Origin of the sequence: Nocardioides malaquae (assembly GCF_015070385.1) — a bacterium.
Classification (GTDB): Bacteria; Actinomycetota; Actinomycetes; order Propionibacteriales; family Nocardioidaceae; genus Nocardioides; species Nocardioides malaquae.
This window is the reverse complement of sequence record NZ_JADCSA010000006.1, coordinates 194,317-217,704: the sequence shown is the minus strand read 5'-3', so window position 1 is coordinate 217,704 and position 23,388 is coordinate 194,317. Positions and strand designations below refer to the sequence as shown.

The window sequence follows — 23,388 nt, the reverse complement described above, 5'->3', positions numbered from 1 at the left end:
CACGTCACCCTCGCAACTGGCGCCACCGTCTCCGGATCCCCCACGCGAGCGGGAGCCGGTGTCCTGAGTGACGACCTGATGCGACTCTATTCGAACACCAGTTCGAACGCAACCCCTCGCCGCCCAGTTCAGTCCCCCGCCGAACCGACCGGGGCCTCGGCCAGTGCCGGGCCGTGGAGGATCCGGTCGACCTCGATGCGGATCGCCACTCGGTGGGGGTTCTCCGACGGCTGCCGGTAGCGCCGTCCGTAGAGCTCGACCGCCCGCGCCACCGACTCGGCGTCACTCACCACCCGCGCCGTGCCCTCGATGGTCGACCACTTGGGCCCCGCCACCTGGCAGACGGCCACCCGGGCGCCCTCGGGAGAATCCTGCGCGGCCTCGACGTTGCGCACCTTGCGCGACCCGGCCCGCGTGATGACCCAGGCGCACTCCTGCTCGACGTCGAGCGTCACGCCCACGGGCACGACGTGGGGGCGGCCGTCGGGCCGCAACGTGGTCAACGTGTTGAGGACGTAGTCGTCGTAGAACTCACGGATCGGTCCGGGCACGGAGTCCCAGCCGGGTCGGAAGAAGGTCATGGCGCCATTGTGACGGCCGGACCCTCACGTGGCGGGGCTGGTCAGGGGGTGGTGGTCACCGTGTACATCGCGGCGGCGTCGTCGCCCCCCGTGAGGCTGACGGAGACCGTGACGTCACCCTTCTTGGCGGTGAACATGATGAACTGCTGGCCCTTGCTCTTGCTGGTCATCCGGTCACCCACCGTGTAGCCCGACTCCTCGAAGCCGGAGGTCAGGTGGGTCACCTCCGCGTCGAAGTCCACGTCGGCCAGCGTCATCGTCACGAAGAGGTCCTCTCCCTGGGTGCTGGAGGAGACGATCGAGAAGTCGCTCTCGGGCAGGGGTACGTCGGAGGGGAAGGCGTCGGGCAGGTCGAGGTCCTCGCCGTAGGAGGTCGTGCCCTCGTCGGTCTCGACCTTGACGCTGCCGTCGTCGGAGTCGACGTCGACGTCGGCCGAACCGTCACTCTCGACGGCGCGCTCGATCGCCTCCTCGCTCGCCTTCTCCGCCACCTCACCGCAGCCACCCAGCGCCAGAGCGAGCGCGAGGAGGAGGGCCGGGGCCAGCACGCGGGCGCCACGTCGGGTCATGCCACCACTGAACCTGTCACGACTGCTCACGTCACCCTCCTGACGGTCACGACGTCACTGCGACCTGTGACGCCCCTCCAGTCTGGCACTGCCGCAGCGCCCCCGCCACACCTGGCGGGCAAAGGTTTGTGGGCAGAATCGACCCCATGAGCACGTCTCCGGCCACTCACTCCCCGAGCCCCACCCGCGCCGCGAGCGGCGTCCTGACGGCTCTTGCGGTCGACGCCCTGCTGGTCGTCGTCTTCGCGCTGCTGGGGGCGCGTACGCACCACGACGGCGAGCTGGGGCCAGGGGCGGTTGCCGACGTGGCTTGGCCTTTCCTCGTGTCCCTGCTGGCGGGCCACCTGGCGCTGGGGCTGGCCCGACGCGTGCCGGCGACCGTCTCGTCGGGAGCCGTGGTGTGGGTGACGACCCTGGTGGGTGGCATGGTGCTGCGCCGCGCGACGGGCGACGGCACTGCGCTCGCCTTCGTGGTGGTGGCGACCGCCTTCACGCTGGCGACACTCGTGGGCTGGCGCCTGCTCGTCCTGCTCCTTGCGCGGGTCCGCGTCCGTTCCTGACGCTCGCTCGCCGGCACGACGGCGCACGCCGACCCATCCGTCGAGGCGTCGGCAACGAACAGCATCTGTGCCGACACCCACGAGAACCACCGCGCGTCATGGACTCCACGGACTTGTCGCGACCTGCTTCGGCATGGCCCTGGCGCACCTGCTGGCTGCCCTCACCGTGCCCGACGCCTCCCCCGTCTACGCAGTCGGATCCACCGTCGTCGACCTGACCCCGACGCCGCTGAAGGAGTGGGCCATCCGTCAGTTCGGGACCGCCGACAAGGCCGTCCTGCTGGGCAGTGTCGTGGTGGTCGTCCTGCTCCTCGCTGCCCTGGCAGGCGTCGTGGCGCGGCGCCGGCCGGCTCTCGGGGTCGGCGCACTGGTCGTCCTGGCCGGACTGGCCACGACGGCCGCCGTGACGCGACCCGGAGCGGGTGCCCTCGACCTCGTCCCCGGCGTCGCGGCCGCGGTGAGCGGCGCCGGCGTGCTGCTCTGGCTCGTGCGGTGGGAGGCGCGTACAGCTCCGGCGACCGACCCGGGACCTATCGACGACAGTGCGATCGAAAGGAGTGCTGCCGACCAGTCTGCGGGACCGAGCCGACGCGGGGTGCTGCTGGCCAGCGCCGGCCTCACCGCCGTCGCGGCCGGCCTGGCCACCACCGGCGAGTGGATGCTCCGTCGCGCACGGCAGATCGCCGACGTCGTGCTCCCCAGGGCCGCCGACCCGGCCGGACCGTTTCCGACGGGCCTCGAGGAGACCGTCCCAGGGGTGACACCCCTGCGGACGCCGAGCGGAGAGTTCTACCGGATCGACACCCGCCTCATGCTGCCGCGCGTCGACGTCGACTCCTGGTCGTTGACGATCGACGGAGACGTCGCACGCGAGGTGAGCTTCACCTTCGACGAGCTGACCGCGATGCCGCTGACGGAGCGCGACATCACCCTCACCTGTGTCTCCAACGAGGTCGGAGGGCAGTACGTCGGAAGTGCTCGCTGGCTCGGGGTCCCGCTGCGCGACCTGCTTGAGCGAGCCGGGATCGAGGACACCGGGGCCGACCAGATCCTCTCCACCGACGTCGACGGGATGACCCTCTCGACCCCGCTCACGGTGGCCCTCGACGGGCGTGACTCGATGATCGCCCTCGGCATGAACGGCTCCGCGCTGCCGCTGCAGCACGGCTTCCCGGCACGCATGGTGGTGCCGGGTCTCTACGGCTTCGTCTCGGCCTGCAAGTGGATCACCCGCATGACGCTGACCACCTACGACGCCGAGCAGGCCTACTGGACCGAACGGGAGTGGGCGACCGACGCCCCGATCCGGGTCGCCAGCCGCATCGACACCCCGAAGGCGTTGTCCCGGCAGGAGGCCGGAGAGCTGGTCATCGGCGGCATCGCCTGGGCCCAGCGCGTCGGCATCGAGCGCGTCGAGGTGCGCATCGACGGCCAGGCGTGGCGCGAGGCCGTGATGGGCCCGGACGTCAACGACGACCACTGGCGGCAGTGGTACCTGCCGTGGCGGGCCGAGCCCGGCACCCACTACCTGGCCTGCCGGGCGATCGCGAAGGACGGCACCGTGCAGGAGGCAGTGCGGCGCACGCCCTTCCCCAGTGGCTCCAGCGGCATCCAGGAGATCGCCGTCACCGTCACCTGAGGCGTACGGGCCGCGGAGGGATCGTGGAGCCTGACCGGCCGACCTGTGGCCTCAGCAGACCTCGCCGAGGGCGTACTCGCCGGTGACGCCCCCGTCACCGCGACTGGTGAGGATGAGCGAGGCATCCACCGCGGGCGCCTCCGCCGTCGCAGCACGACTCATGCGCAGTGCCACGACCTGGGTCACGACCGGAGGCAACGCGACCTCCTCGGCGAAGCCGAGGTCGGCGCCCTCCTCGACCTGGTGGTCCACCTCGGAGACCGAGGAGACGAGGCGCGTCTGGAGACCTCGCGACTTCGCCTCGAGCTCGAGGTCCGCGGCCGCGAGCTGGGCATCGGTGCCCCAGTCCAGGAAGGTGACGGTGCAGGTCCGGCGGTGCACCGCGATCACCGACGCGTCATCGGGCAGGGGAAGGGCTCCGGACCACCAGTCCGGCAGCTTCAGCGGTGAGGCCGCCCTCGGGGCGGCGGCCGCCCGGGCCTTGGCCGGGGCGCGCGCGGCCGGCGCCCCGGGCTGCGACTCGTCGGCCGAGGGCGAGCACGCCGCCAGCCCACCGGCCACCAGCGCACCGGCGACCAGCGCCGCGGCCGCACGGTGGGAGCGGTTGACCCCTCGTCCTCGACAGCGCACGTTGACCTCCGGCAGAGCCGGACGGCGTTGACCTCCGGCAGAGCCGGATCGCGGCAGCCCGCGGCGACCTCGATGTCCGGCTGCCGCGATCATGGACCATCCACGGACCGGCGCGGGCAGAGTTCACCGAGGATCCCCAAGAAGACGTAGCCCTCTTGGGGGTCAGGTGACGGTGACCTGCCCCGCCTCGACGTGCCAGCGCCGGTCGACGCTGACGTTGTCGAGCAGTCGCCGGTCGTGGGAGACCAGCAGGTCGACCCGCGGGCCTGGAGCAACGCCATCGCTGCCCAGGTGAGCTCACCACCGCAAAGTCGACCCACGGGGCTGGCGACGTGGTCGGCCTTCGCCAACAGCGTCCGCACGACAGCCCGCACAAGGTCCGGCACGACCCCTCGAACGCGTCGGCCATCCGCAGCGCGTCGTCCAGGCGATGGGCACAGGACGTCTTGCAGCTCTCAGCCCTCCGAGGGAGGCCCAACCGCCGAAGTAGCCGGCCGGTGGACCCGTCCGGTCAGTGCCGGGCTGTGCAGAATCCGGTCGACCTCGATGCGGACGGCGACCCCCTGCTCGTCGTCGTCCAGGCAGCGCTAGCGGGCGGCGTAGAGCCCGACAGCACGGGCGACCGAGTCGGCGTCGGTCACCACCTGCGCGACGCCTTCGATGGTCGACCACCTGGAGCCGGCCAACTGGCAGACGGCCACGCGCGCTCCCCCGGGAGTGCTGTGGGCCGCCTCGATGTTGCGCACCTTCCGTGACTTAGCGCGCGTGACGATCCAGGCGCACCACGCTCGACGTCCAGCATCAACCCCACCGGCACGACGTGTGGCCCTCCGTCAGGAAGGATCGTCGTCAACGTGCTCACTAGGTGCTCGTCGTAGAACTCGCGGAGCGCGTCGGGCACGGCATCCCAGCCGGGACGGAAGTACGTCATGGCATCCCGCCGTCGACCTGGCCTCCGCCGAGGAGGCGGGTGATGGCGACGCTGAACACGACCCACGCCCCGATCAGCAGGGCACCGATGACCACCAGCGCTGTCCGGGCGCCCGTCACGGTCGCGAGGGCACCACCAAAGATCGCACCCAAGGGCATGGCGCCGAAGGCCATCGTGCGGAACGCGGCGCTCGCCCGCCCCATGGCCGAGGCGTGGACGCGTCGCTGGCGCTCCGTGATGCTGTAGATGTTGTAGATCGTCAGCCCGAACCCGTAGCAGCAGAAGGACGAGACGACCAGTACCGAGGTGCTCCACCCGTTCCCCTCGGCCAGCGGCGTCAGGAGGGGGCCGAAGGACGCGGCACCCAGTCCCAGGACGAGCACCCGGACCTGGCCGATCCACCGTCCCACCCAGTCAGCCGCCAGCGAGCCGGCGACGGCGCCGATGCTTCCTAGGCCGATGCACAGGCCGATGACGTCAGTCGTCATGCCCAGCTCCCGCACGGCGAAGACCATGAACACGGTGACGAATGCCTGTTCGCAGAAGTTGAACCACGCTCCCTCCAGCAGCATGGCCCTGAGCACGCGCTCGCGCCACAGGACGCGGAACCCGGCAGTGAACCGCCGCACGAAGCTGTCCTGGGCGTCGGTCCGCTCCTCCCGCTTCTCCGGAGTCCTGACCGACGCGAAGGACACGGCCGCGTACAGGTAGGTCAGGCTGTCCAGTCCCAGGGCGATTGCGGGACTCAGCACCTTCATGAGCCATCCGCCCAGACCAGCGCCCGCCACCTGAGCCACCGAGTACGAAGTCTGCACGCGAGAGTTCGCGGCCACCAGGTGGCGCGCAGGCACCACGCTTGGGAAGTAGGCGTACCAGGCCACCTCGAACATGGAGGACAGCGTGCCGAGGGCCAGGGCACACATGACGAGGGACCAGAACCCCAGCACGTCCGTGACGACGAGCACCGCCAGCAGGGCCAGGAGGACCGCTCGCGCGAGGCTCGTGCCGATCAGGACCGGTCGTCTCGGGATGGAATCCACCAGGTGCCCGAGGATGGGGCCGACCACCAGGATCGGCGCCAGCTGTGCAGCGGAGATCAGGCCGAGCTGGGTTGGACTGACGCCGAGGTTGAGCACGGCGACGAGCGGGATCGTGACCTGTGAGATGACGGTGCCCACCATCGACACCGAGTTGCCACCCCACAACCGCATGAAGTCCTTGTTCTGCGAGAGGCGCTCCTCGGGGACGGACTCTCCGGACAGGACGACCTCATCGGTCTCTGCATCACTCACGCGGACCTCAGCCTCCTTTCGATCAGGAGCAGGGTCTGCTGGAGGACAGCCTCGGCACCCGGCTCCTCGGGGACCCTCAGCACCAAGCGCAGCTGGTCGGACCAGAGGGCACGGAAGTAGAAGCGGGGACCGGTTGCCAGGGGCATCCGCTCCGTCTGGACGTGGGTGCCCCTGCAGGGGGCGCAGGGTCTCGCGCCGCCACTGTCCACCGGGGCTGCAGCCAGCTGCACGAGGTTGAACGACGGAAGGAAGTCCAGGTCACGGGGATCCAGCCCTTCCGCACCCAGGACCCGCTCCAGCTCCTCGACGTCGTATACCCCGGCACGCATCGCCAGCATCAACTCGCGCGCCACCTCCGCGAGGGACGCCCCCTCGACCGGGAGGACGATCGGCGCCCACTGGTTCATGGAGGTGACGATTCGAGCGCGGTCCTCCCCCAGGCGGTTCGAGACCATGGTGCGCAGCACTCGCCTCCCCCCGTCACCGTCGGTGCGCTCCAGCGCAGAGACGAAGGCATGGAGCAGGACGGCCGAGACGGGCACGCGTTCCTCCTCGGACCGCTGCACCACGGTGTCGCGGAGGTCGCACGAGCGCAGGGTCGCCTCGAGCACCCGGTCGTGGTCCGGCGCGGGCGGAAACCCTTCCGCCAGGGCTGAGCGCCATCGACGTAGGGCTCGCTCAGCGCTTCGTAGTCCGGCACTCCTCGTCTCGAGCTCGACGAGCGTCCGAGCCCCGTGCGAGGTCGTGTCGGCCAGCGCCTCTCCTGCCAGGAGGCGAGCGAGATCCTGGACGAGGACGGTCAGCCCGTGGGCGTCGGTCCCGAGGTGGTGGACGACGACGACGACGTGGTCGGCCACCCCTCCACGGGTGACCAGCGCCGCGGACCACGGAAGCCCTGTCCACAGGGGCAGGGGCCGTCGACGCAGACGGGCCAGAGGATTCGCCTCGTCGCCCACCTCCTCGCAGGTGAGCGGGAGCTCGACCTCCTCGAGAGCAAGGATGCGTTGACGTGGACGCGCACCCGCATCCCCACGCTCGAACCGTGTCCGCAGGATCTCGTGCCTCGCAGCCAGCTGCTCCAGGGCGCAGCGCAGGTCCCGCTCGCCCGTGTGCGGCGCGACGGAGAACGAGTCCGCCAGGACGGTGCGTGCCTGGACCTCGGCATGCAGCTCCCGGATGTCGCGCCACACCGAGACCTGGCCCAGCGACAACGCGCAGCTGTCTCCCGAGGACGACCTGGCGGACGCCGCAACCACGTCAGTCATCGGGCTCCGCCCGGAAGACGGCTCGCGTGGTGGCCTCGGCGAGGGCGCGGTCGGTCTCCTCGACCGAGTCGCCCACGGCGATCAGTGCGCCGAACCTGCCCACGGCCGCACGGGGCGGAAGGACGAGCTTCTGTCCCGGACGAGCGAGGGGGATGGCGGAGTGGATTCCGTCGACCTCGGCACACCCGGTCATGTCGACCTCCGCGACGACGCAGTCGCGCTCTGGGTAGAGGAACACGACCTGGGCGACGCTGTCGCGCAACGGCATGTGCTCCGGTGAGCGACCCAGGGCGATGTCCACGGCACAACCGACCAGGTCGACGCCCGTCGCGAGCTCCCCCAACAGCGGGATGAAGTCACCGCCCAGACGACAGTTCAGCTCGACCAGCCGGGGCCCGGCCGACGTCAGGCGAACCTCGGCGTGCGTCACCCCTGCCACGATGCCGAGGCGTGCGTGGACCTTGAGCATCAGCTCCTGGACGTCACCCGCCCAGGGCTCGTGGCGCCACGGGCGGACGACGTGGCCGACCTCCTCGAAGGACGGGGCGTACCCGACCCGTTTGTGGGCGACGTTGGCGGCGGTGGCGATCCCGTCGACGACCGTGCAGTCGACACTGAGCTCCGTCCCGTCCAGGTACTCCTCGACCAGCACCCCAGCCTCGTTCATGAGCCCCGGGAAGCCGGAGGACGCCACGGTGTTGTACGCCTGCTCGAGTTGCGCGAGGGAGTCGACGCGTGTCACTCCGGCACTGCCGGCGAGCGACCTCGGCTTGAGCACGAGGGGGAACCCCAGATCGTCGGCGGCCGCACGGCCCCCCGCGAGGTCGTGGACGAGACGGAACCTGACTCCCAGGCCCTCCTCCCTCTCCAGGGTGGTGCGAGTGCGGAACTTGTCCCGGCAGTTGGCCACGCCTTCGGCGGACGCACCCGGCACCCCGATCTCGTCTGCCAGCTGCGCCACCTCGCCCACGACGGACTCGTCCCAGGTCATCACTCCGACGGCCGGCCCCCCGGCCAGTTCGGCCACCTTGGAGCTCACGATCTCGGCCATCCCCTCCGCGCTCGTGCGGTGGTACGTCGCGTCGCAGTAGGCACGCTGCCAAGTGGCGGGCGAGCGGTTGACCAAGCTCACCCGCGCCTTGCGTGCCGCGCTGGCCATGGCGTATTCACGGTAGGCCTCGCCGCCGCTCCCCACCAGGACGAGCACGTCCTCGGGTACGGGGACACAGGTGAGCCTGACCCTTTCCGCAGCGGCGCGGACCTGTTCCTCGACCACCTGCGAGGTTGCGCCCGCGAAACGGAAGCGGGCGGCGTTGGCATAGCCACCCCCGGCGTGGATCATGGTGCCGGGCGCCGGGACGGAGGCAGAGGCCGCAGACCGCTCCGCGCCCGCCGTGTCCACGGCCTCGACGATGCACGGACGGTTCACCTGCGGCGGCACGAGCAGCCACCCGCCCACGGCGTCCGCGTCCGTCGTGCCGTCGCCGACGAGGTCCTCGAGGGGACGTCCGACCTGGAGGCCCACCGCGACCTCCAGGAGGTCGATCCCGTGGACCTCCCGCCACAGCATGGGAATCTCGGCACCCCCCGCACGACAGGCGACCTCGACCACCGAGAACTCGTCATCGCCCAGGTCGAAGAGCTCGGCGTGGAACACCACCGGCCGGCGCGTGAGAGCCCCGAGCAGCCGCTCGACCACATCCCCCGCGGCCTTGACGGTCCGCGGGTCTTCCAGCTCGAAGGATCCAAGTGATCGGCCGGTCTCGTAGGCCATGCAGGTGCCGAGGTAGCGAGACACGCGCGGCACGACCAGCTGACGCCCGTCGAAGAGCCCGTCCACGTGGACGATGGGTGCGTCGACGAACGACTGGACGACGAGGTCCTCGTCCGGGTCGATCCGGTGTACCTCGCTCGGACCGGAGAGTCTTCTCACGCCCGTGCTGCCGGTGCCTCCACGGGGCTTGAGGACCACGGGCCACCCATGGCGCGCCCCGAAGGCGAGCACATCGTCGGCGTCCCGAGCCGGTGAGGTCGCCGGGGCGCGGAGACCGGCCTCGGTCGCCAACCTGTGCATCTCGTACTTGTCGCGGAAGGGAGCGAGGTCGTCGGGCCTGTCGCCCGGAACCCCCAGGGCCTCCCTGACCTCCGCGGCGACGTCGAGGTCCCCCTCGTGCAGGGCCACCACCGCACACAGAGGGCCGTGACGCTCCACGAGGCGCCGTGCCGCGTCCACGATGACCGCTCGGTCGTCCGCGTCGTTGACCAGCGCTCCACTGGTCTCCACCACCACCGAGGACGCAGCGGTGGGCGGCACCTCCGCCGCCGCAGCAGGGACAGAGATGTAACTGACGGCGACGGTGTCGTGATCGATGTAGGACTCATAGGGCGCCAGCGCCCTGCCGTACCTGTTGATGACGACGACGTGCTCTCGAGCGGCTTGGGACATGTCTCCTCCGGAGGGGTTTCGCCCGTCATGAACTGCTCGACGAGCTGGCGACGCGGACCTGGTTCCTGGTCACGCCATGGAGCGGAGCTCCTCGAGACCCAGGACGTCACGAGCGTGGAACCCGGGGGCTCCGGCGTTGGCGAAGACAACGACCATCCCTCTCCGGTCCTCGGACGAGGTGTTGGGTCCGCTGGCGTGGACGAACAGGCGGTCCCACATCACTGAGTCCCCCGGAGCGAGGTGGAACTCGTGCCGCTCACCCAAGGTGTCGGACACGTGCGTCAGGGTGTCGTGCCAAGGGTGCTCGGCATCGGGGGCGTGCTCGATCACTCCTCCCGCGTGAGACCTCGGGTAGCCGTGGAGTCCCCCGTTGCGTGGCCCCACGTCCGTGAGTGCCGTCCACATGCTGAAGGCACCCGGGTAGTCGTGGGTCCACAACGCCTGGTCCTGATGAGGCGCGACGTGCGTCCCCACCTGGGCCGGCTTCAGAAACGCCGCGTGCAGGATGATCGCGGCCTGCGGGCCGATGAGGTCCTCCGCCAGGTCCGGGGCACCCATACGGTTCAGGATCGGCCCGAAGAAGCCCGGGTCGTTCCAGATCAGGCGACGCAGCTTCCGCAGTCGCCTGGTGTCGCCCTCCCCGTCGTACTGCGCCTGGTATCCGGGGGAGATGCGAGCACCCGAGTCCATGCGGTCGAAGTGCTCCAACAACGCGATCCGGTCATCGTCCTCGAGACGCTGTCCGAGCTCCGCGAAACCCTCCGCCGCCCATGCGGTGACGTCGTGCTCAACCACTGTTGCCTCCATCAGTTCGAGATCATTTCTTGCCAACGGACCATGGCCGCTCGTCGATCGAGCTTCTCCTGGCCGAGTCGTGCCAACGGTTCTGCTGTGAGGACCACGCGGCGGGGCGCCCGCTGTCGCCCGAGCGTCGCGCTGAGCTCCTTCTGGATCGCCTCCGCGGCGGGGACTGTGGGGGCGAAGACGATCAGTCCGACGTCCTCACCGGTCGGGAGGTCGAGTCGTACGGCGACGCTCTCCACGACTCCGGGGATCTGTCCGGCGGCCTCCTCGATCTCGTGCAGGTAGATCGTGAAGCCGCCCTTGAGGACCACGTCCTTGCGACGGCCCGTGATCCAGTACCGGCCCTCTGCGTCCCGCCGACCGAGGTCGCCCGAGCGGACCCACCCCTCGCGCAGCAACGCCGCTGTGTCCTCGTCGTTGTCGTAGTAGCCGCAGCTCTGCGACGGACCGGAAAGCTCGATCTCCCCCTCGCCCTCGCCCTCGACCACCGCTCCTTGGGCGTCTCGCAGGCGGGCCGACACCGTCACGGGCACCCCGATCGAGTGCGTGCCCCTGCCGTCCTCCAGGTCGCCGAAGAAGGCGGCGAACGCGACCTCGGTCATGCCGTAGACGTTGAGCAGGACGGCGTCGAAGCGGTCCTGGAAGAGAGACTGACCAGCGGCCGAGAGAGGCGCCCCGCCGCTCAGGCACGTGACGACCTCGCCCCCGGGGTCCTGTCCCATGCGGTTGAGGAGCTCCACCAGGGGCGGCACGAGGTAGGTGAGCTGGACACCATGCTCCCGGAGGAGCCTCCAGTGGTCTCGGGCCGACGTGAGCCCGAGCTCCGGCAGGACCACGACCGACATTCCCATGACGGCAGGCCACAGGTAGGTCATGCCGAGGACCCCGAGGCCGGACATCCTCATGCTGGCCCCGAAGACCATGGGCTGGTGCCCGAGGTGTTCGCGCATCTTCACGCCTGCGGTCTCGTACGCGTGCAGGAGCTGACCGTGAGTCAGCACGACGCCCTTGGGTGAGGACGTCGACCCCGACGTGTAGCTGATCATCGCCGTGTCGGCGGGCAGAGCAGGTGCATCCGGGTTCGCGAGGGCATTCGGCGAAACACCCCCTGAGTCGAGGAGGTGGGTCGCGCCGGAGCGCGTCAGCACCACCTCCCTCACTTGGCTCCCCCACTCACTGTCGACGGGGACCACCACTCCGCCCTGAGACCAGACCGCCAGGACCGAAGGGACCAGGTCCGGGTGGTCCCTCATGGTCACGGCGACGCGGGCCCGGGGAGGCAACGCCAGGGAGATCTCCCGGGCGCGGTCGACAAGCTGCGCCCAGGTGAACGTGACCTGGTGCGGCGCGCGCGCATGGACGAGCGCGGGGGCACCCGGCGTACGGACAGCCCTCTCCAGATAGACCTCGAGCAGCGTCATGTCCGCTCCATCCGCGCCAGGACGCAGTCCGCGGGACCAGTCGCCAGAGCGAGCACCTCGGTGACGTGCGCCCCGAGGTCAGCCAGGTTCACCAGGATGTCGGGCGTGCCCAGGTGGCTCAGGCGCCCGACGTTGGAAGTGAACACCTCCTCCACTCCCAGGGTGCTGGCGAAGAGCCTGAGGGTCGGCAGGCCATAGTTGTTGCAGACGAGCACCTGGGGCTGGGCCCCGGCGGCCGCACTGGGACGCAATGTCTTGAGTGCCCGCCCCAGGGCCACCAACGACGGGCCGAAGTCCTCGGCGGCGTCGAACTCGGAGATGCCGAGGAATGCCTGGCGTCGCATCCAGTCCAGCCTCCACCCCGCCCCGCCCACGCTCACGATGCAGCTCGCGACGCCATCACCGATCGCAGAGATCGACGGCGCCAGGACGCGGGAGTCGTCGTCCCTCAAGGCCCCGACCGCCACGACGAGCACGGAGTCGGCGCGCTGTGCCTCGACGAGGAGGGAGGCGTACTCCAGCGCACTCATCACGGCCGCACAGCCGCCGAACGTCATGGCGGTGAGGGAGGCGTGGCCCAACCCGAGGTCCGACAGGAGCCGGTGCAGTCGGCCTCTCAACTGCTCGTGCCCCGCCCGTGACTCCGTGCTCGTCATCGTCTCGGTCGCCACCAGGACGTGGTCCACGGTGTCCACCCGGACCGAGGCCAGGGTCTCCCTGACCGACAACTCCACCAGTGAGAACTGGTCCTCCGTCAGCGGGCAGAACCGCTGTCCTCGCGCGTAGAGCGCCTCGGCCATCTCGGCCGAGATGCTCGGGACCTCCTCGAGGAGGGTTCCTGTGCCCACTGCTGTGGCCAGGGAGGAGATCACGCTCACTGCGCCACCGGGTGCCACGACACACCCATGCCGTGGGGGTTCATGCGGCCGAGCAGCATCCGGCGCCCCGTGGGCCACAGCTCACAGGTCAGCTCGACCACGCTCGAGTCGTCGGCGGTCGGCTCCATGGAGACCCACGCGAACGGCCTGTCCTCGGTGGCCGACTCCCCGAGCTCACGGACCGTGGAGACGAACTCGTCGCGCGCCGCCGGGTCGAAGTAGGGCAGGACGATCGAATGGAAGACGACGGTCGCCACCCCCACGTCACCTCCGCGGGCGACCTCTTTCACCCACGGTGTGGCGTCCGACCGGTCGATCCGGAGCGGCGGCTGCGACCGAGCCACCTTGATGGCAGCACGGACGCGTCGCCCACGGTCGACGTGCTCGGGCCAGACGAACGACTCCAGGAGTTGGGCCGAGGCGTCCTGGTGCACGTCGATCGGGTTGAGGTCGCAGCCCCGTCGCTCGACGACGTCGGCCTGGACGGTGGGCGGCGCCCCGTGCGCGAACTGCCCTACGAGTTTCAACGGCGAGTCCGCGGGCCCCCACGACGACGTCCCGGCGTCGACGTAGTACTGGTCCATCAGGAGGTTCAGTCCCCCGCTCGCCCCCACCTCGAGCAGGCGCACCGGAAGGCCGATCTCGGTGGCGACGAAGTTGATCGCGGCGGACAGCGGTGCCGCCCGGCTCACCTCGTTTGTCTGGACGCCGATCTTCATCTCGTTCGACACCTGCGCCAGGTTCGCCTTGAGGAAGTCGATGAACTCCCCTGCCACGCGACTCGTGTCCGTTTCGCCCCCGAGCACGGGGTAGCGCTGGCGGATCCAGGGGGCTGACTGGGCCAGCGCCACCCGGTTCACCGCACCGAACAGGCGAAGGCAGAGCGCCGACTGGACGGGGTCCTGCTCCTCGGACGTCAGGAGCTTGGTGACGACGTCGTCACGCCCGAGCCGTGCGAGGAGCTCGTCGATGAGCGCCACGTACGTAGGTGCACCGTTCTTCTCGCACAGGCGTCGCTGCCACTCGCAGCCCGCCTGCACCTCGGCGATGGTGAGCGTCATGCCATCACCAGCTCGCGGTAGGCGGTGCGGAGGGAGGCGAGGTCCTTGGCCGAGGCCTGCGCCGGGTCGATGGCGGTGCCCGTCAGCTCCTCGAGGAAGAAGAAGAACTCAAGGACGAGGAGCGAGTCGAGCAAACCCGACTCGATCAGCTCCGTGTCGGCGTCGACTGCCGCGGCCCCCTCCCCGAGCCGCTGCCGGAGGAACGTGGCCGCCGATTCCATGAACTGCTGTTCCGAGATCACTCGTGACTCCTCTGTGGTCCGGTCGCGAAGGCCAGGGCGACCTGCGCGACGTCGTGCGTGAATTCGTGTCCCACTCCGGGAACGGTGACGTGGCGGGCCCGCACGGCACCCACGTCCGTGCGGACGTCCTCGGTGCGGACGAACGGGTCGTCCTCGCCGGTGACGGTCAGCACCTCCTCGCAGGGCGGGGCGCCGTCGGGAAGGCGGCCGCACGCGAGGACAACCCGGTGACACAGGGGGCTGTGCCGCAGGAGCGCGGCAGCGACCGACGCCCCCTGCGAGAAGCCCACGAGGACGGTCCGGTCCGGGGAGGCTCCGTGCCTCGCCTGTGCGGCTCGTACGAGCCGGGCCACGTCGGGGGAGACCTCCCTGGACCACTGCCGCACCAGGTCCATCTGCGAGGTAAGCGGATACCAGGCACGCCCTCGTCCCACCAGGGAAGCGCGGACGGGCCCGTCGGGCGCCTCCAAGGGCACGGATTCGTGCCCGGCGCTGAGCGCCTGGGCCATGTCCGCGCCAGTGCCTCCGTAACCGTGCAGGGCGATCAGCAGGGTGGTCATCCCCGTGACTCCAGCCAAGTGAGCCAGTGGATCGTGGAGAGGAGGTTGAAGGCGGTGGGAAAGGCAGATTCCTGGCCGCCGGCAAGGCGCTTCCGCAGCGTCTGGACACCGTCCGGGCATACTCCGAGGCAGTCGTTCAGGAGGCCCACCGAGTCCGCGAGTTCGGCATCGACCCGCGGCAGTAGGCTGCCACCGAGCCACCGTGCCACCGGCGCCCTGAATGGGATCTTCGGCACCTCTCGCCGGCCTTCGCCCACGAGGTCGGAGAAGGCCTCCCGCAGTGCGACCTTGGTCTCACCGCCCCGCACGAGCTGCGAAGGGGTCAGACGGGACGCCAGTGCGGGCACACCTCCGTGGAGGAACGGTGTCCTGCCTTCGATGCCCTGTGCCATCAGCAGGTGGTCGGTGCGCCGCAGCAGGGGTTCGAGGCTGTGTTGGAGTTCGTGACTGCGCACGACCTCGCAGGCAGGTCCCTCGGGAAGCTCACCTCGGAAGGTCTCAACGGCCTCCTCGACGACGTCACAGCCCAGAAGCTCCGTGGCCATGGTGCGCCGTTCCTCGGCGAGGTAGAAGTCCAGGGCGGTCGCGTGCTGTCCCGACCGCAGGTTGGCATACCTCTGGTAACCCCCGAAGAGTTCGTCCGCACCCTCCCCCACGACGAGGACGGTGATGCCGCTCTCACGAGCGAGGCGCGCCAGGCGGGCGTACATCGGGAGACTCGACATGCCGGTCGGCTCACCCATGACCTGCACCGCGGAAGGCAGTTCGTCGAGCAGGTCGGCTGCCTCGAAGGGCGTCCAGCTGTGCTGCCACGAGCGGGTGCCCGAGAGGCCCAGCTCAGCTAGTTCCCGGACCCCATCACTGCTGCCCTCGGGGCAGATGCTGACCGTGGGGAGGTCAGTGACCCCCCGCTCGGCGAGAAGTGCCGCCAAGATCGTGGAGTCCAGGCCACCGCTCAAGGCCAACCCGATCGGTCGGTCGGCGAGCAGGACCCGGTCGACGGCCACAGAGACCGCCTCCCGGAGCTCCGCCGCGGACGGAGTCCCGTTCCCCACCGGCTCGGGCACCGCCACGCCACCGTGCCGGGTGGAGACGACCTTCCCCCCGGACACCGTGAGTCGCTCACCGGGCCGCACCGGACGGATCCCCTCGAAGAAGGAGCCACCGTCCACGACCCTCCGCCCGGTCACCAGGAACTGGGCGAACGCCTCTCTCCGGACAGGGGCCGGCCCGAAGGCGTCAAGCAGTGGGGTGACCTCCGAGGCGATGGCGACGCCCTCGTCGGACTCCCGCACGAAGAGCGGTTTGATCCCGAGGGGGTCCCGCGCGACCTCGAGCCGACCGTCCCGCGTGGCGCTGACCACCGCGTACATGCCATCTGCACCGGGTGCGCAGGCGAGTGCCTCCTCGAGGCCCCCGGCGGGCGTACGACCGCCCGCGTGGTAGACCTCACCGTTCAAGGCGTGCACCTCGTCGCCGGCGGTGAAGGGTACGTCGTCGGACGCCGCGCTGCGGACCCTCAGTCGCGCCATCCCGATGGATGACGAGCCCCGTTCCAGGACACCGCTCCCGTCCGGACCCCGATGGTTCAGCTGCGCCAGGAGTCGCGCCGTCAGGGCGGCCGAGCCCTCGGGGTCACGCAGGCTCACGGCCGCAATTCCACACACGGGTCATACCCCCACGGGGTCGAGCAGGCTGGAGTTGTAGTCACCGGCCAAGACGTAGTTGAGGTAGGTGCCGGCACCGCCGACCACGCGGTAGCTGTGCCTCACGCCCGCCGGGATGAACACCGAGGCCGGGCTCTGGACGGTGAAGTACTCCCCGTCGAGGCTGACCTCCGTCCTGAGTCCCTGGTAGTCGTCGTCGGCACCGAGGAAGACGAAAAGGCTGTCGCAGTGATGCACGTGCTCGTCGACGTGCCCGGCACCGTACTCGTCCAGACGCGGGATCCGGCGGGCGATGCAGTACTGCCCGGAGCCGGGGACGAATCTCTCGTCGACGAGAACGAACCGATCGCCCGGGCCCGCACGGTGGTAGCGCAGCTCCTCCGCCGAGATGATCGGAGGGTTGACGATCCACTCGTTCGGGACGGGTGGCAGCGGGTTGCCGCCCAGCACCCGCTCGACGCCGAAGCGCGCCGGATCGATCCACTCGTACGTCTCCGGATCCCGGCCGACAGCCGTCACGTGCAGTTTCGCGACGTGCCGGAAAGCATTGGCACCCACGACCGGCCGGCGGTCATCGGGGGCGGACCGGGAGTACGCCCCAACCCGACGGCTCAGGTCTCGCATCGTCTCGCCGGCGGGAAGCTCTCTGCCGTCGCGGTATGCGAGGTTGGCCAGGAGCGTCGTCAGGTCGACGATCCCGGCCCGCTCGCCCAGACCGTTGACCGAGGTGGAGATCCAGTTCGCCCCGGCATCCATGGCAGCGAGCGCGTTGGCCATGGCCAGGCCGCGATCGTCGTGCAGGTGTACCTCGAGGTCCGCCTGCCCCACAGCAGCCCTCAGCGACTGGACGACCTCCGCGATGCGCGTGGGTTCCAGTATTCCCACTGTGTCGGAGAGGCAGACCCTGGCGGCCCCGGCCGCGAGGGCGATTGCGTTGGCCTCGAGCATGACCTCGAGGTCCGTACGACTTCCGTCCTCCACGGTGAACCGCACCGCGAGCCCACGCTCACGGGCACAGGACACTGACTCCTCGATCCTGCGGAAGAGGTCGTCGCGTGAGCAACCCGGCATACGGCTCGCCATCGACAGGGGGTTGACGCCGAGGAAGATGCCGACCCACTCCGCTCCCGACTTGGCCACGGCGTCGACGTCGGCCTCCAGCGCCCGGGCGTGGCCGAGCACAGGAATGCGCCCCTCTAGCGCGTCGACCACGGCCGATACTCGATACAGCTCCTCGCTGCCGATGCCAGGGTGCCCACACTCGACGGTGGCGACCCCGCACCCGGCCAACTGCAGCGCAACCTCGATGCTCTGCTCCACCGAGAAGGTGCCGCCTGCGCTCTGCATCCCCTCCCGCAGGGTCGCGTCGATGATCTTCACCTGTCGCTGCTGCACGTCATTCCCCCATCACGTCGGCGGGCCACACACCACCGCGGTACTGTCCCCGACCCGTGGCTCCGAAGAGAGGCGCGTACTCCGGCGGCAGCTCCGGGCTCTCGTGAAAGCTCAGCCACAGGCGGACGAGCAGGCGCCCGCCCTCCCCTGTCCGGTCCCTGAAGGCCGCCCTGGCGTGCAGCAGGTGGAAGTTGTTGATCAACTGGAGGTCCCCCGGCCGAAGGTCCATTGCCAGGGAGACTTCGGGCCGGTGCAGGACCTCGTCGAGGAAATCCATCGCCTCGACCTGCCTCGGTGTGAGGCGCGGAGCGTCGGCGTGACGCTGGGACCCCTCGATGAACCGCCGCACGTACCGCGCGGCGAAGTCACCGTCGGTCCGGCTGAAGACGGGCAGCGGGATCCATGCCGCATCGCCCTCGCGCTGCTCGTCGCGCTGGTCGTTGGGGAACGGGCCGTACAGGACCGACAGCAGGTCGGGACGCTCGGCCAGCACGATGTCGTGGAGCGCCTTGCTCGAGACGACCTGACTGCCCCCTCCTTCCTCGGCAGCACGGATGCAGAGGAGCCCGATCACGTCGGTGCGGTCCGCGTGGAACGGAAGGGCACTCGCGCTGCGATGACCCCGTTGGTTCGGCTCGCTGATGTCTGCGCCCCGGTCGGCCACCTCCACGACGTATTGACCGGCCTTGGTCTGGGAGACGGGGCGCCCGAGCAGGGACCCCAACATCCAGTAGGCACCGACGGCCTCATCGCCCAACGGGAACCCGTTCAGCAGCACCATCCCCAAGTTTCCCGCGAGACGACTGCGCACCTCTGCTGCGAACCGTTGCAGCGCTCTCGAGGTGACCGGAAGGAGCTCACCGACACGGTCCGGGTACGCCGGGTCCACGTCGCGGGCGAGTGCCACCAGCTCGTCGGCTACCTCTGACGGCACCTCCAAGCGCCAACGGCCCGGATCGGTGGACAGCTCAGCACCGAGCCAGCCGTGGCCCACGGGGGTGACGGCGCTGTCGACGACGGTCATGACTGCTCCTCCATCCAGGACTCCAGGCCGGCACCGTGACGGTGACGCAGCGCCAGGACGATGCGGTCGAGCCCGAAAGCGACGCAAGCGCTGTGCAGCTCTTGCCCCTGCGGGTCGGTGATGTCAAAGGTCTCCCCGAAGTGCGCCTTGTGGTAATTGGCCGAGGCCACTGCTTGCTCCAGACCGTCGGCCACGGCGACCATGGCCTCCCACTTGAGTTGCTGGCCGAGCTGGGTCTGAGCCATGAGGCGCCCAGGGCGACCGAAGAACGGGTCGGACGCGGGAGCAAGAGTGGGCTCCAGGCCGAGACTGGTCAGCCACTGCGCCATCTTGTCCAGCTGAATGTCACGCCAGGCCGTCAGTTCGTCGGCGGGGCCGATTCTCACCACTTCGTACATGCGGAACGACCGCAGCCGTCCCGGTTCACTGGACGCCTCGGCCCGGAAGCAGGGGGCCTCCACGCCGAAGGTCAGTGACCGATCGAGCACCCTGTCGGCCACCAACGGGTAGACGTGGTGGCATGCCGCCGGCGTGAGGACGAGGTCCGTCGCGGCGGGGTCACCGCCGTTCGGTGCAGCGTGAACGCTGCCGAGGAGCTGGGGAAACGTGTCCGGGTAGCCTGCACGCTCCGCCGTCCCGCGAGCCATCACCGGGGGCGCCAAGAAGTGGTCGGAGCGGTCACAGTCGAAGACGGCGCCCAGTTGCGACCTGAGCAGTTGCAGCAGTCGCTCCGTCGGGGCCGAGGTCAGCTCCACGCCCCACCCGAGGTCAAGGTCAGTGGCGGTCACGAGTCGCCTCGCAAGGTCAAGAGCAGCTGGGCATTGTTCTCCATGAGCCTGCGATTTCCAATCATGAGGGGAGCGCTGTGGATGTCTCTCAAAATCCGCGCGATCGAATGGGGGCCTGTCTCAGCGAAGGCCGGCATGCCGCACGAACGCAGGGCCAGTCCGACGACCTCCACCGCGGTCTCGGAGACTCCCACCTTCAGGGCGTTCATCTCGAGAGCCAGGGCGAACGTCGACCTGGCCTCTCCTTCCAGGACCGGCTGCGCCGCTCGCAGGCCCGAGTCCAGCTGCGCACCAGCCGCCGCGAGGAGAACGTGGGCCCGCGCGAGCACAGGGTCGGCAGTGGACCTGGCCTTCGCCATGGCGAGGGCGCGACTCACGGCCTCCTGGGCCAGCCCGATCCAGACGGCCGACCAGAGGACGTGCGAAAGGGGAACCATCGTGCTGCCCGCGATTTCCGCGAACGGGACCGGAAATACCTGGTCGGGATCAAACTGGGCCTCCACCTGGAAGGGAGGACTGCAGGTCCCCCGCATGCCCAGCACGTCCCACTCCCCGGTCCGGTTGAGGGTCACCTGCTCCCGGACCGCGAGGACCGCGACCTGATCGCTCCCTCCCGTCTCGTCGTCACGGCGCGCGGTAATCAGGTAGGCCTGCGCGTGCTCGCCGTAGGACACCGTCGGCGCTCGCTTGGAGAGGTGATGTCCTCCATCGCTCACACCCGCCTTGCTGCGGCGCAGGTTGCCGCCGACACCCACCTCGCTGGTGACCGAGGCGATGAGCCACTGCTCCCGCAGCGCACGGTCCAGCAGGGGCAAGGTCGGATGGTGCCTCACCAGGCAGGCGAGCTGGACCTGGTGCATGGCCCAGATCATCGCGGTCGATCCACAGGCCCGCGCCAACCTCTCGGCCACCACCACCATCTCCGACACGGACATACGGTGCGCCGCGCTCAACAGGTCGTTCTCGCGCAGTGACTCCACGGCCTCGTGCGGGAAGCGTGCCTCGCGGTCCACCGCTCGTGCGTGCGCCGCAGCGACGGCGACGACACGGGTCAGCGGATCCGTCGGCTGGTGGGCACCCCTGGGCGGCGAGCTGTCCTCGGCCCGGACGCTCATCGAGCCGACGCGCCGTTGGACTCGAGGACCGCCGAAAGCGTCCGAATGCTCCTGAACGTCTCGAAGGTCAACGCCTCGTCCGGCAGCTCGACCTGGAACTTCTCTTCGAGTACGAGGAGCAGCTGGACGCTGGTCAGCGAGTCCATGCCAGCAGCCCAGAGGTCTCCGTCCTCCTCGATGGAGAAGGCGATGTCCGCCAGCGCTGGAAGTCCGACCATAGTCGTACGAATTTCTTGCACCACAAAATAAACCCTTGCCCGAGATGGCCCTACCGGTCGGTAGGTGAGTGACTGCCTCAATCAAGCCTTTGGCTGCGGCTCACGTCAATGGCGTCCCACATGTTGTCTATGCGGTGGAATTAAGCTTGCCAAGCGCTATAGAGGCCCTGCTCCATCATCAAAGTTGATGATGGAGCAGGGCCCCTCTCGCCTGAAAGCTGTTTGGGGCGTATGGGTCGCAGTCAGGGAAAAACGGGGGCCATGCGGACCGTCGCTGCCCTGGTCCCGGGAGTCGCCGCGTGGCTCACCATGCTGGTCGCCGGCTGTTACCGCGGCGCCTGACCAGCGACGGCACGGCACCGGCCTTCGTGCTGATCGTTACCGGCCCACCCTCGCCACGCTGCTGGGCCGGCGGCTCGTCGCCCTCGTGGCACGGCGTCACCGAGATCCAACCGCTGAGCCGCGGGTGAGCGTCAGACGCGTATGACGCGCCCCGACTCTACGTGCCAACGCTGGTCCACCTCGACGTTCTCCAGCAGCCGACGGTCGTGCGAGACCAGCAGCAGCGTGCCGGGGTAGGACTCCAGCGCCTGCTCGAGCTGCTCGATCGCCGGCAGGTCGAGGTGGTTGGTCGGCTCGTCGAGCACCAGCAGGTTGACCCCGCGCGCCTGCAGCAGCGCCATCGCCGCTCGGGTCCGTTCGCCACCTGACAGTCGGCCCACCGGGCTGGCCACGTGGTCGGCCTTCAGGCCAAACTTCGCCAGCAGCGTCCGCACGTCGGCCGGTGCCATCTCCGACACCACCGCCTCGAACGCCTCCCCCAGCGGCAGCGCGTCGTCGAGCCCGGTGCGCGCCTGGTCGATGCGGCCGACCTGCACCGAGGCACCCAACGAGGCGCGTCCCTCGTCGGGGGCGACCTCGCCCAGCAGCACCGCCAGGAGCGTCGACTTGCCGGCGCCGTTGGGTCCGGTGACCTGGATCCGGTCGCCGGCGTCGACCTGCAGCGAGACAGGCCCGAGGGTGAAGTCGCCGCTGGGGTCGTCCGGCGTCGAGCTGCGGCGTACGACCACCCCGTCGAGCACGGCGGCGACCGACGACCCGCGGGGCGCGGCAGCGATGTCGAACTGCAGCACCCACTCCTTGCGCGGCTCGGCGACCTCGTCGAGCCGGGCGATCCGCGACTCCATCTGGCGCACCTTCTGCGCCTGCTTCTCGCTCGACTCGGCCTGCGCACGGCGGCGGATCTTGTCGTTGTCGGGACTCTTCCTCATCGCGTTGCGTACGCCCTGCGAGCTCCACTCGCGGGTGGTGCGGGCCCGCGCCACCAGGTCGGCCTTCGTCGACGCGAACTCCTCGTAGGCCTCACGCGCGTGCCGCTTCGCCACCGCCCGCTCGGCCAGGAACGACTCGTAGCCACCGTCGTGGACGGTGACCTCCTGCTGGGCCAGGTCGAGCTCCACGACGCGGGTCGCGCAGCGCGCCAGGAACTCGCGGTCGTGGGAGACGAGGACGACGCCGGCGCGCAGCCCCTGCACGAACCTCTCCAGCACCTCCAGCCCGTCGAGGTCGAGGTCGTTGGTCGGTTCGTCGAGCAGCACCACGTCGAAGCGGCTGAGAAGCAGCGCCGCCAGCGCGACCCGCGCCGCCTGCCCACCCGAGAGGGAGGTCATCGCCGCGTCCGGGCCGACGTCCAGCCCGAGGTCGGCAAGCACCTTCGGCATCCGGTCCTCGAGGTCGGCGGCACCCGACGCCATCCAGCGGTCGAACGCCGCCGCGTAGGCCTCGTCGGCGCCGGGAAGCCCGGTGCCCAGGGCGAGGGAGCTCTGCTCCATCTCCACCGTGGCGTCGCTGGCCCCGGTGCGGCGCGCCAGGTAGGCGGCCACGGTCTCTCCCGGCACCCGCTCGTGCTCCTGGGGCAACCAGCCGACGAAGGCGTCCGCCGGGGCGTACGACACCGAGCCCGACAGCGGCTCCAGGTCGCCGGCCAGGATCCGCAGCAACGTCGACTTGCCCGACCCGTTGGCGCCCAGCACCCCGACGACGTCACCCGGTGCCACGACGAGGTCGAGGCCGTCGAAGAGGGTGCGGTGGCCGTGGCCGCCGGCCAGGTCCTTCGCGACGAGGGTTGCGCTCACCCGGACAGCCTAGAAGGCCACCCGCGCCGCCCCCGCAGACCGACGCCGCCCACGGACCGTGGAGGGCAAGGGGTGAGCAGTCGACGAAATTCCTTGAACTTTCTTCCAGCCGGACCAATCCGCCCCGGCGCTCGCTCCGAACTCCCCGTGACGGCAGCAACACGCAG

Annotated in this window: 24 protein-coding genes; 3 read left to right on the top strand and 21 right to left on the bottom strand. The window is 69.8% G+C overall.

What is annotated here, in order from left to right; all coding sequences use genetic code 11:
• Nucleotides 1-128: 128 nt before the first annotated feature.
• Both IEQ44_RS08390 and IEQ44_RS08385 read right to left on the bottom strand, forming a co-directional pair.
• Nucleotides 129-581: a pyridoxamine 5'-phosphate oxidase family protein gene (locus IEQ44_RS08390; RefSeq protein WP_193637992.1), complete on the bottom strand. Its 453-nt coding sequence runs from the start codon at nt 579-581 to the stop codon at nt 129-131.
• Nucleotides 582-622: 41 nt separating this feature from the next.
• Nucleotides 623-1,180, bottom strand: a complete 558-nt coding sequence (locus tag IEQ44_RS08385) for a hypothetical protein (RefSeq protein WP_193637991.1) — start codon at nt 1,178-1,180, stop codon at nt 623-625.
• Nucleotides 1,181-1,296: 116 nt separating this feature from the next.
• Between IEQ44_RS08385 and IEQ44_RS08380 the strand changes: the two genes are divergently transcribed.
• The gene (locus IEQ44_RS08380) at nt 1,297-1,710 is read left to right on the top strand and encodes a DUF3054 domain-containing protein (RefSeq protein ID WP_193637990.1); all 414 of its coding nucleotides are present in this window, start codon (nt 1,297-1,299) and stop codon (nt 1,708-1,710) included.
• 67 nt (nt 1,711-1,777) lie between these two features.
• Nucleotides 1,778-3,349: a molybdopterin-dependent oxidoreductase gene (locus tag IEQ44_RS08375; RefSeq protein ID WP_319804574.1), complete on the top strand. Its 1,572-nt coding sequence runs from the start codon at nt 1,778-1,780 to the stop codon at nt 3,347-3,349.
• A 51-nt stretch (nt 3,350-3,400) separates the two neighbouring features.
• On the opposite strand, the gene IEQ44_RS08370 is transcribed toward IEQ44_RS08375, so the two are convergent.
• The 18 genes from IEQ44_RS08370 to IEQ44_RS08285 all read right to left on the bottom strand — a co-directional run bounded on the left by IEQ44_RS08370 (nt 3,401) and on the right by IEQ44_RS08285 (nt 21,086).
• A complete protein-coding gene (locus tag IEQ44_RS08370) occupies nt 3,401-4,072 on the bottom strand; it encodes a hypothetical protein (RefSeq protein ID WP_193637988.1) in 672 nt (223 codons plus the stop codon).
• Complete coding sequence (locus tag IEQ44_RS08365; protein WP_193637987.1) at nt 4,069-4,365, bottom strand: hypothetical protein; 297 nt, start codon at nt 4,363-4,365, stop codon at nt 4,069-4,071. Before IEQ44_RS08365 ends, IEQ44_RS08370 begins: the two co-directional genes overlap by 4 nt.
• 201 nt (nt 4,366-4,566) lie before the next feature.
• Nucleotides 4,567-4,725 (bottom strand): pyridoxamine 5'-phosphate oxidase family protein, encoded by a 159-nt coding sequence (locus tag IEQ44_RS08360; protein ID WP_193637986.1) that lies wholly within the window; start codon nt 4,723-4,725, stop codon nt 4,567-4,569.
• Nucleotides 4,726-4,906: 181 nt separating this feature from the next.
• Nucleotides 4,907-6,202, bottom strand: a complete 1,296-nt coding sequence (locus IEQ44_RS08355) for an MFS transporter (RefSeq protein ID WP_193637985.1) — start codon at nt 6,200-6,202, stop codon at nt 4,907-4,909.
• A complete protein-coding gene (locus IEQ44_RS08350; RefSeq protein WP_193637984.1) occupies nt 6,199-7,467 on the bottom strand; it encodes a condensation domain-containing protein in 1,269 nt (422 codons plus the stop codon). Before IEQ44_RS08350 ends, IEQ44_RS08355 begins: the two co-directional genes overlap by 4 nt.
• Nucleotides 7,460-9,913 carry an ATP-grasp domain-containing protein gene (locus tag IEQ44_RS08345; RefSeq protein WP_193637983.1) on the bottom strand — a complete coding sequence of 818 codons (2,454 nt, stop codon included), beginning with the start codon at nt 9,911-9,913 and terminating at the stop codon, nt 7,460-7,462. The genes IEQ44_RS08350 and IEQ44_RS08345 overlap by 8 nt, the downstream gene beginning before the upstream one ends.
• A 69-nt stretch (nt 9,914-9,982) precedes the next feature.
• A complete protein-coding gene (locus IEQ44_RS08340; protein ID WP_193637982.1) occupies nt 9,983-10,708 on the bottom strand; it encodes a phytanoyl-CoA dioxygenase family protein in 726 nt (241 codons plus the stop codon).
• Between the two features lie 11 nt (nt 10,709-10,719).
• A complete protein-coding gene (locus IEQ44_RS08335; protein ID WP_193637981.1) occupies nt 10,720-12,138 on the bottom strand; it encodes a class I adenylate-forming enzyme family protein in 1,419 nt (472 codons plus the stop codon).
• Entirely contained in the window at nt 12,135-13,034 is a 900-nt protein-coding gene (locus IEQ44_RS08330; RefSeq protein WP_227487127.1) for a beta-ketoacyl-[acyl-carrier-protein] synthase family protein, read from the bottom strand. Before IEQ44_RS08330 ends, IEQ44_RS08335 begins: the two co-directional genes overlap by 4 nt.
• Nucleotides 13,013-14,077, bottom strand: coding sequence for a DUF2332 domain-containing protein (locus IEQ44_RS08325; RefSeq protein ID WP_193637979.1), 1,065 nt, complete (start codon nt 14,075-14,077; stop codon nt 13,013-13,015). The genes IEQ44_RS08330 and IEQ44_RS08325 overlap by 22 nt, the downstream gene beginning before the upstream one ends.
• The gene (locus IEQ44_RS08320) at nt 14,074-14,319 is read right to left on the bottom strand and encodes a hypothetical protein (protein WP_193637978.1); all 246 of its coding nucleotides are present in this window, start codon (nt 14,317-14,319) and stop codon (nt 14,074-14,076) included. The genes IEQ44_RS08325 and IEQ44_RS08320 overlap by 4 nt, the downstream gene beginning before the upstream one ends.
• On the bottom strand, nt 14,316-14,879 hold the full coding sequence (locus IEQ44_RS08315; RefSeq protein WP_193637977.1) for an alpha/beta hydrolase: 564 nt from the start codon (nt 14,877-14,879) through the stop codon (nt 14,316-14,318). Before IEQ44_RS08315 ends, IEQ44_RS08320 begins: the two co-directional genes overlap by 4 nt.
• On the bottom strand, nt 14,876-16,546 hold the full coding sequence (locus tag IEQ44_RS08310; protein WP_498371222.1) for an asparagine synthetase B family protein: 1,671 nt from the start codon (nt 16,544-16,546) through the stop codon (nt 14,876-14,878). The genes IEQ44_RS08315 and IEQ44_RS08310 overlap by 4 nt, the downstream gene beginning before the upstream one ends.
• Nucleotides 16,547-16,549: 3 nt before the next feature.
• Nucleotides 16,550-17,941, bottom strand: a complete 1,392-nt coding sequence (locus tag IEQ44_RS08305; RefSeq protein WP_193637975.1) for a hydroxymethylglutaryl-CoA lyase-like TIM-barrel protein — start codon at nt 17,939-17,941, stop codon at nt 16,550-16,552.
• Between the two features lies 1 nt (nt 17,942).
• On the bottom strand, nt 17,943-18,965 hold the full coding sequence (locus IEQ44_RS08300; RefSeq protein WP_193637974.1) for a TauD/TfdA family dioxygenase: 1,023 nt from the start codon (nt 18,963-18,965) through the stop codon (nt 17,943-17,945).
• Nucleotides 18,962-19,753 carry a class-II aminoacyl-tRNA synthetase family protein gene (locus tag IEQ44_RS08295; RefSeq protein ID WP_193637973.1) on the bottom strand — a complete coding sequence of 264 codons (792 nt, stop codon included), beginning with the start codon at nt 19,751-19,753 and terminating at the stop codon, nt 18,962-18,964. The genes IEQ44_RS08300 and IEQ44_RS08295 overlap by 4 nt, the downstream gene beginning before the upstream one ends.
• Complete coding sequence (locus tag IEQ44_RS08290; RefSeq protein WP_193637972.1) at nt 19,750-20,868, bottom strand: acyl-CoA dehydrogenase family protein; 1,119 nt, start codon at nt 20,866-20,868, stop codon at nt 19,750-19,752. Before IEQ44_RS08290 ends, IEQ44_RS08295 begins: the two co-directional genes overlap by 4 nt.
• Complete coding sequence (locus tag IEQ44_RS08285) at nt 20,865-21,086, bottom strand: phosphopantetheine-binding protein (RefSeq protein ID WP_193637971.1); 222 nt, start codon at nt 21,084-21,086, stop codon at nt 20,865-20,867. Before IEQ44_RS08285 ends, IEQ44_RS08290 begins: the two co-directional genes overlap by 4 nt.
• Nucleotides 21,087-21,385: 299 nt before the next feature.
• Here IEQ44_RS08285 and IEQ44_RS08280 point away from each other — a divergent pair, with 299 nt between their 5' ends.
• Complete coding sequence (locus IEQ44_RS08280) at nt 21,386-21,556, top strand: hypothetical protein (RefSeq protein WP_193637970.1); 171 nt, start codon at nt 21,386-21,388, stop codon at nt 21,554-21,556.
• A 3-nt stretch (nt 21,557-21,559) separates the two neighbouring features.
• Here the strand turns inward: IEQ44_RS08280 and IEQ44_RS08275 are convergent, their stop codons facing one another.
• Nucleotides 21,560-23,221, bottom strand: a complete 1,662-nt coding sequence (locus IEQ44_RS08275; protein WP_193637969.1) for an ABC-F family ATP-binding cassette domain-containing protein — start codon at nt 23,219-23,221, stop codon at nt 21,560-21,562.
• Nucleotides 23,222-23,388 lie beyond the last annotated feature (167 nt).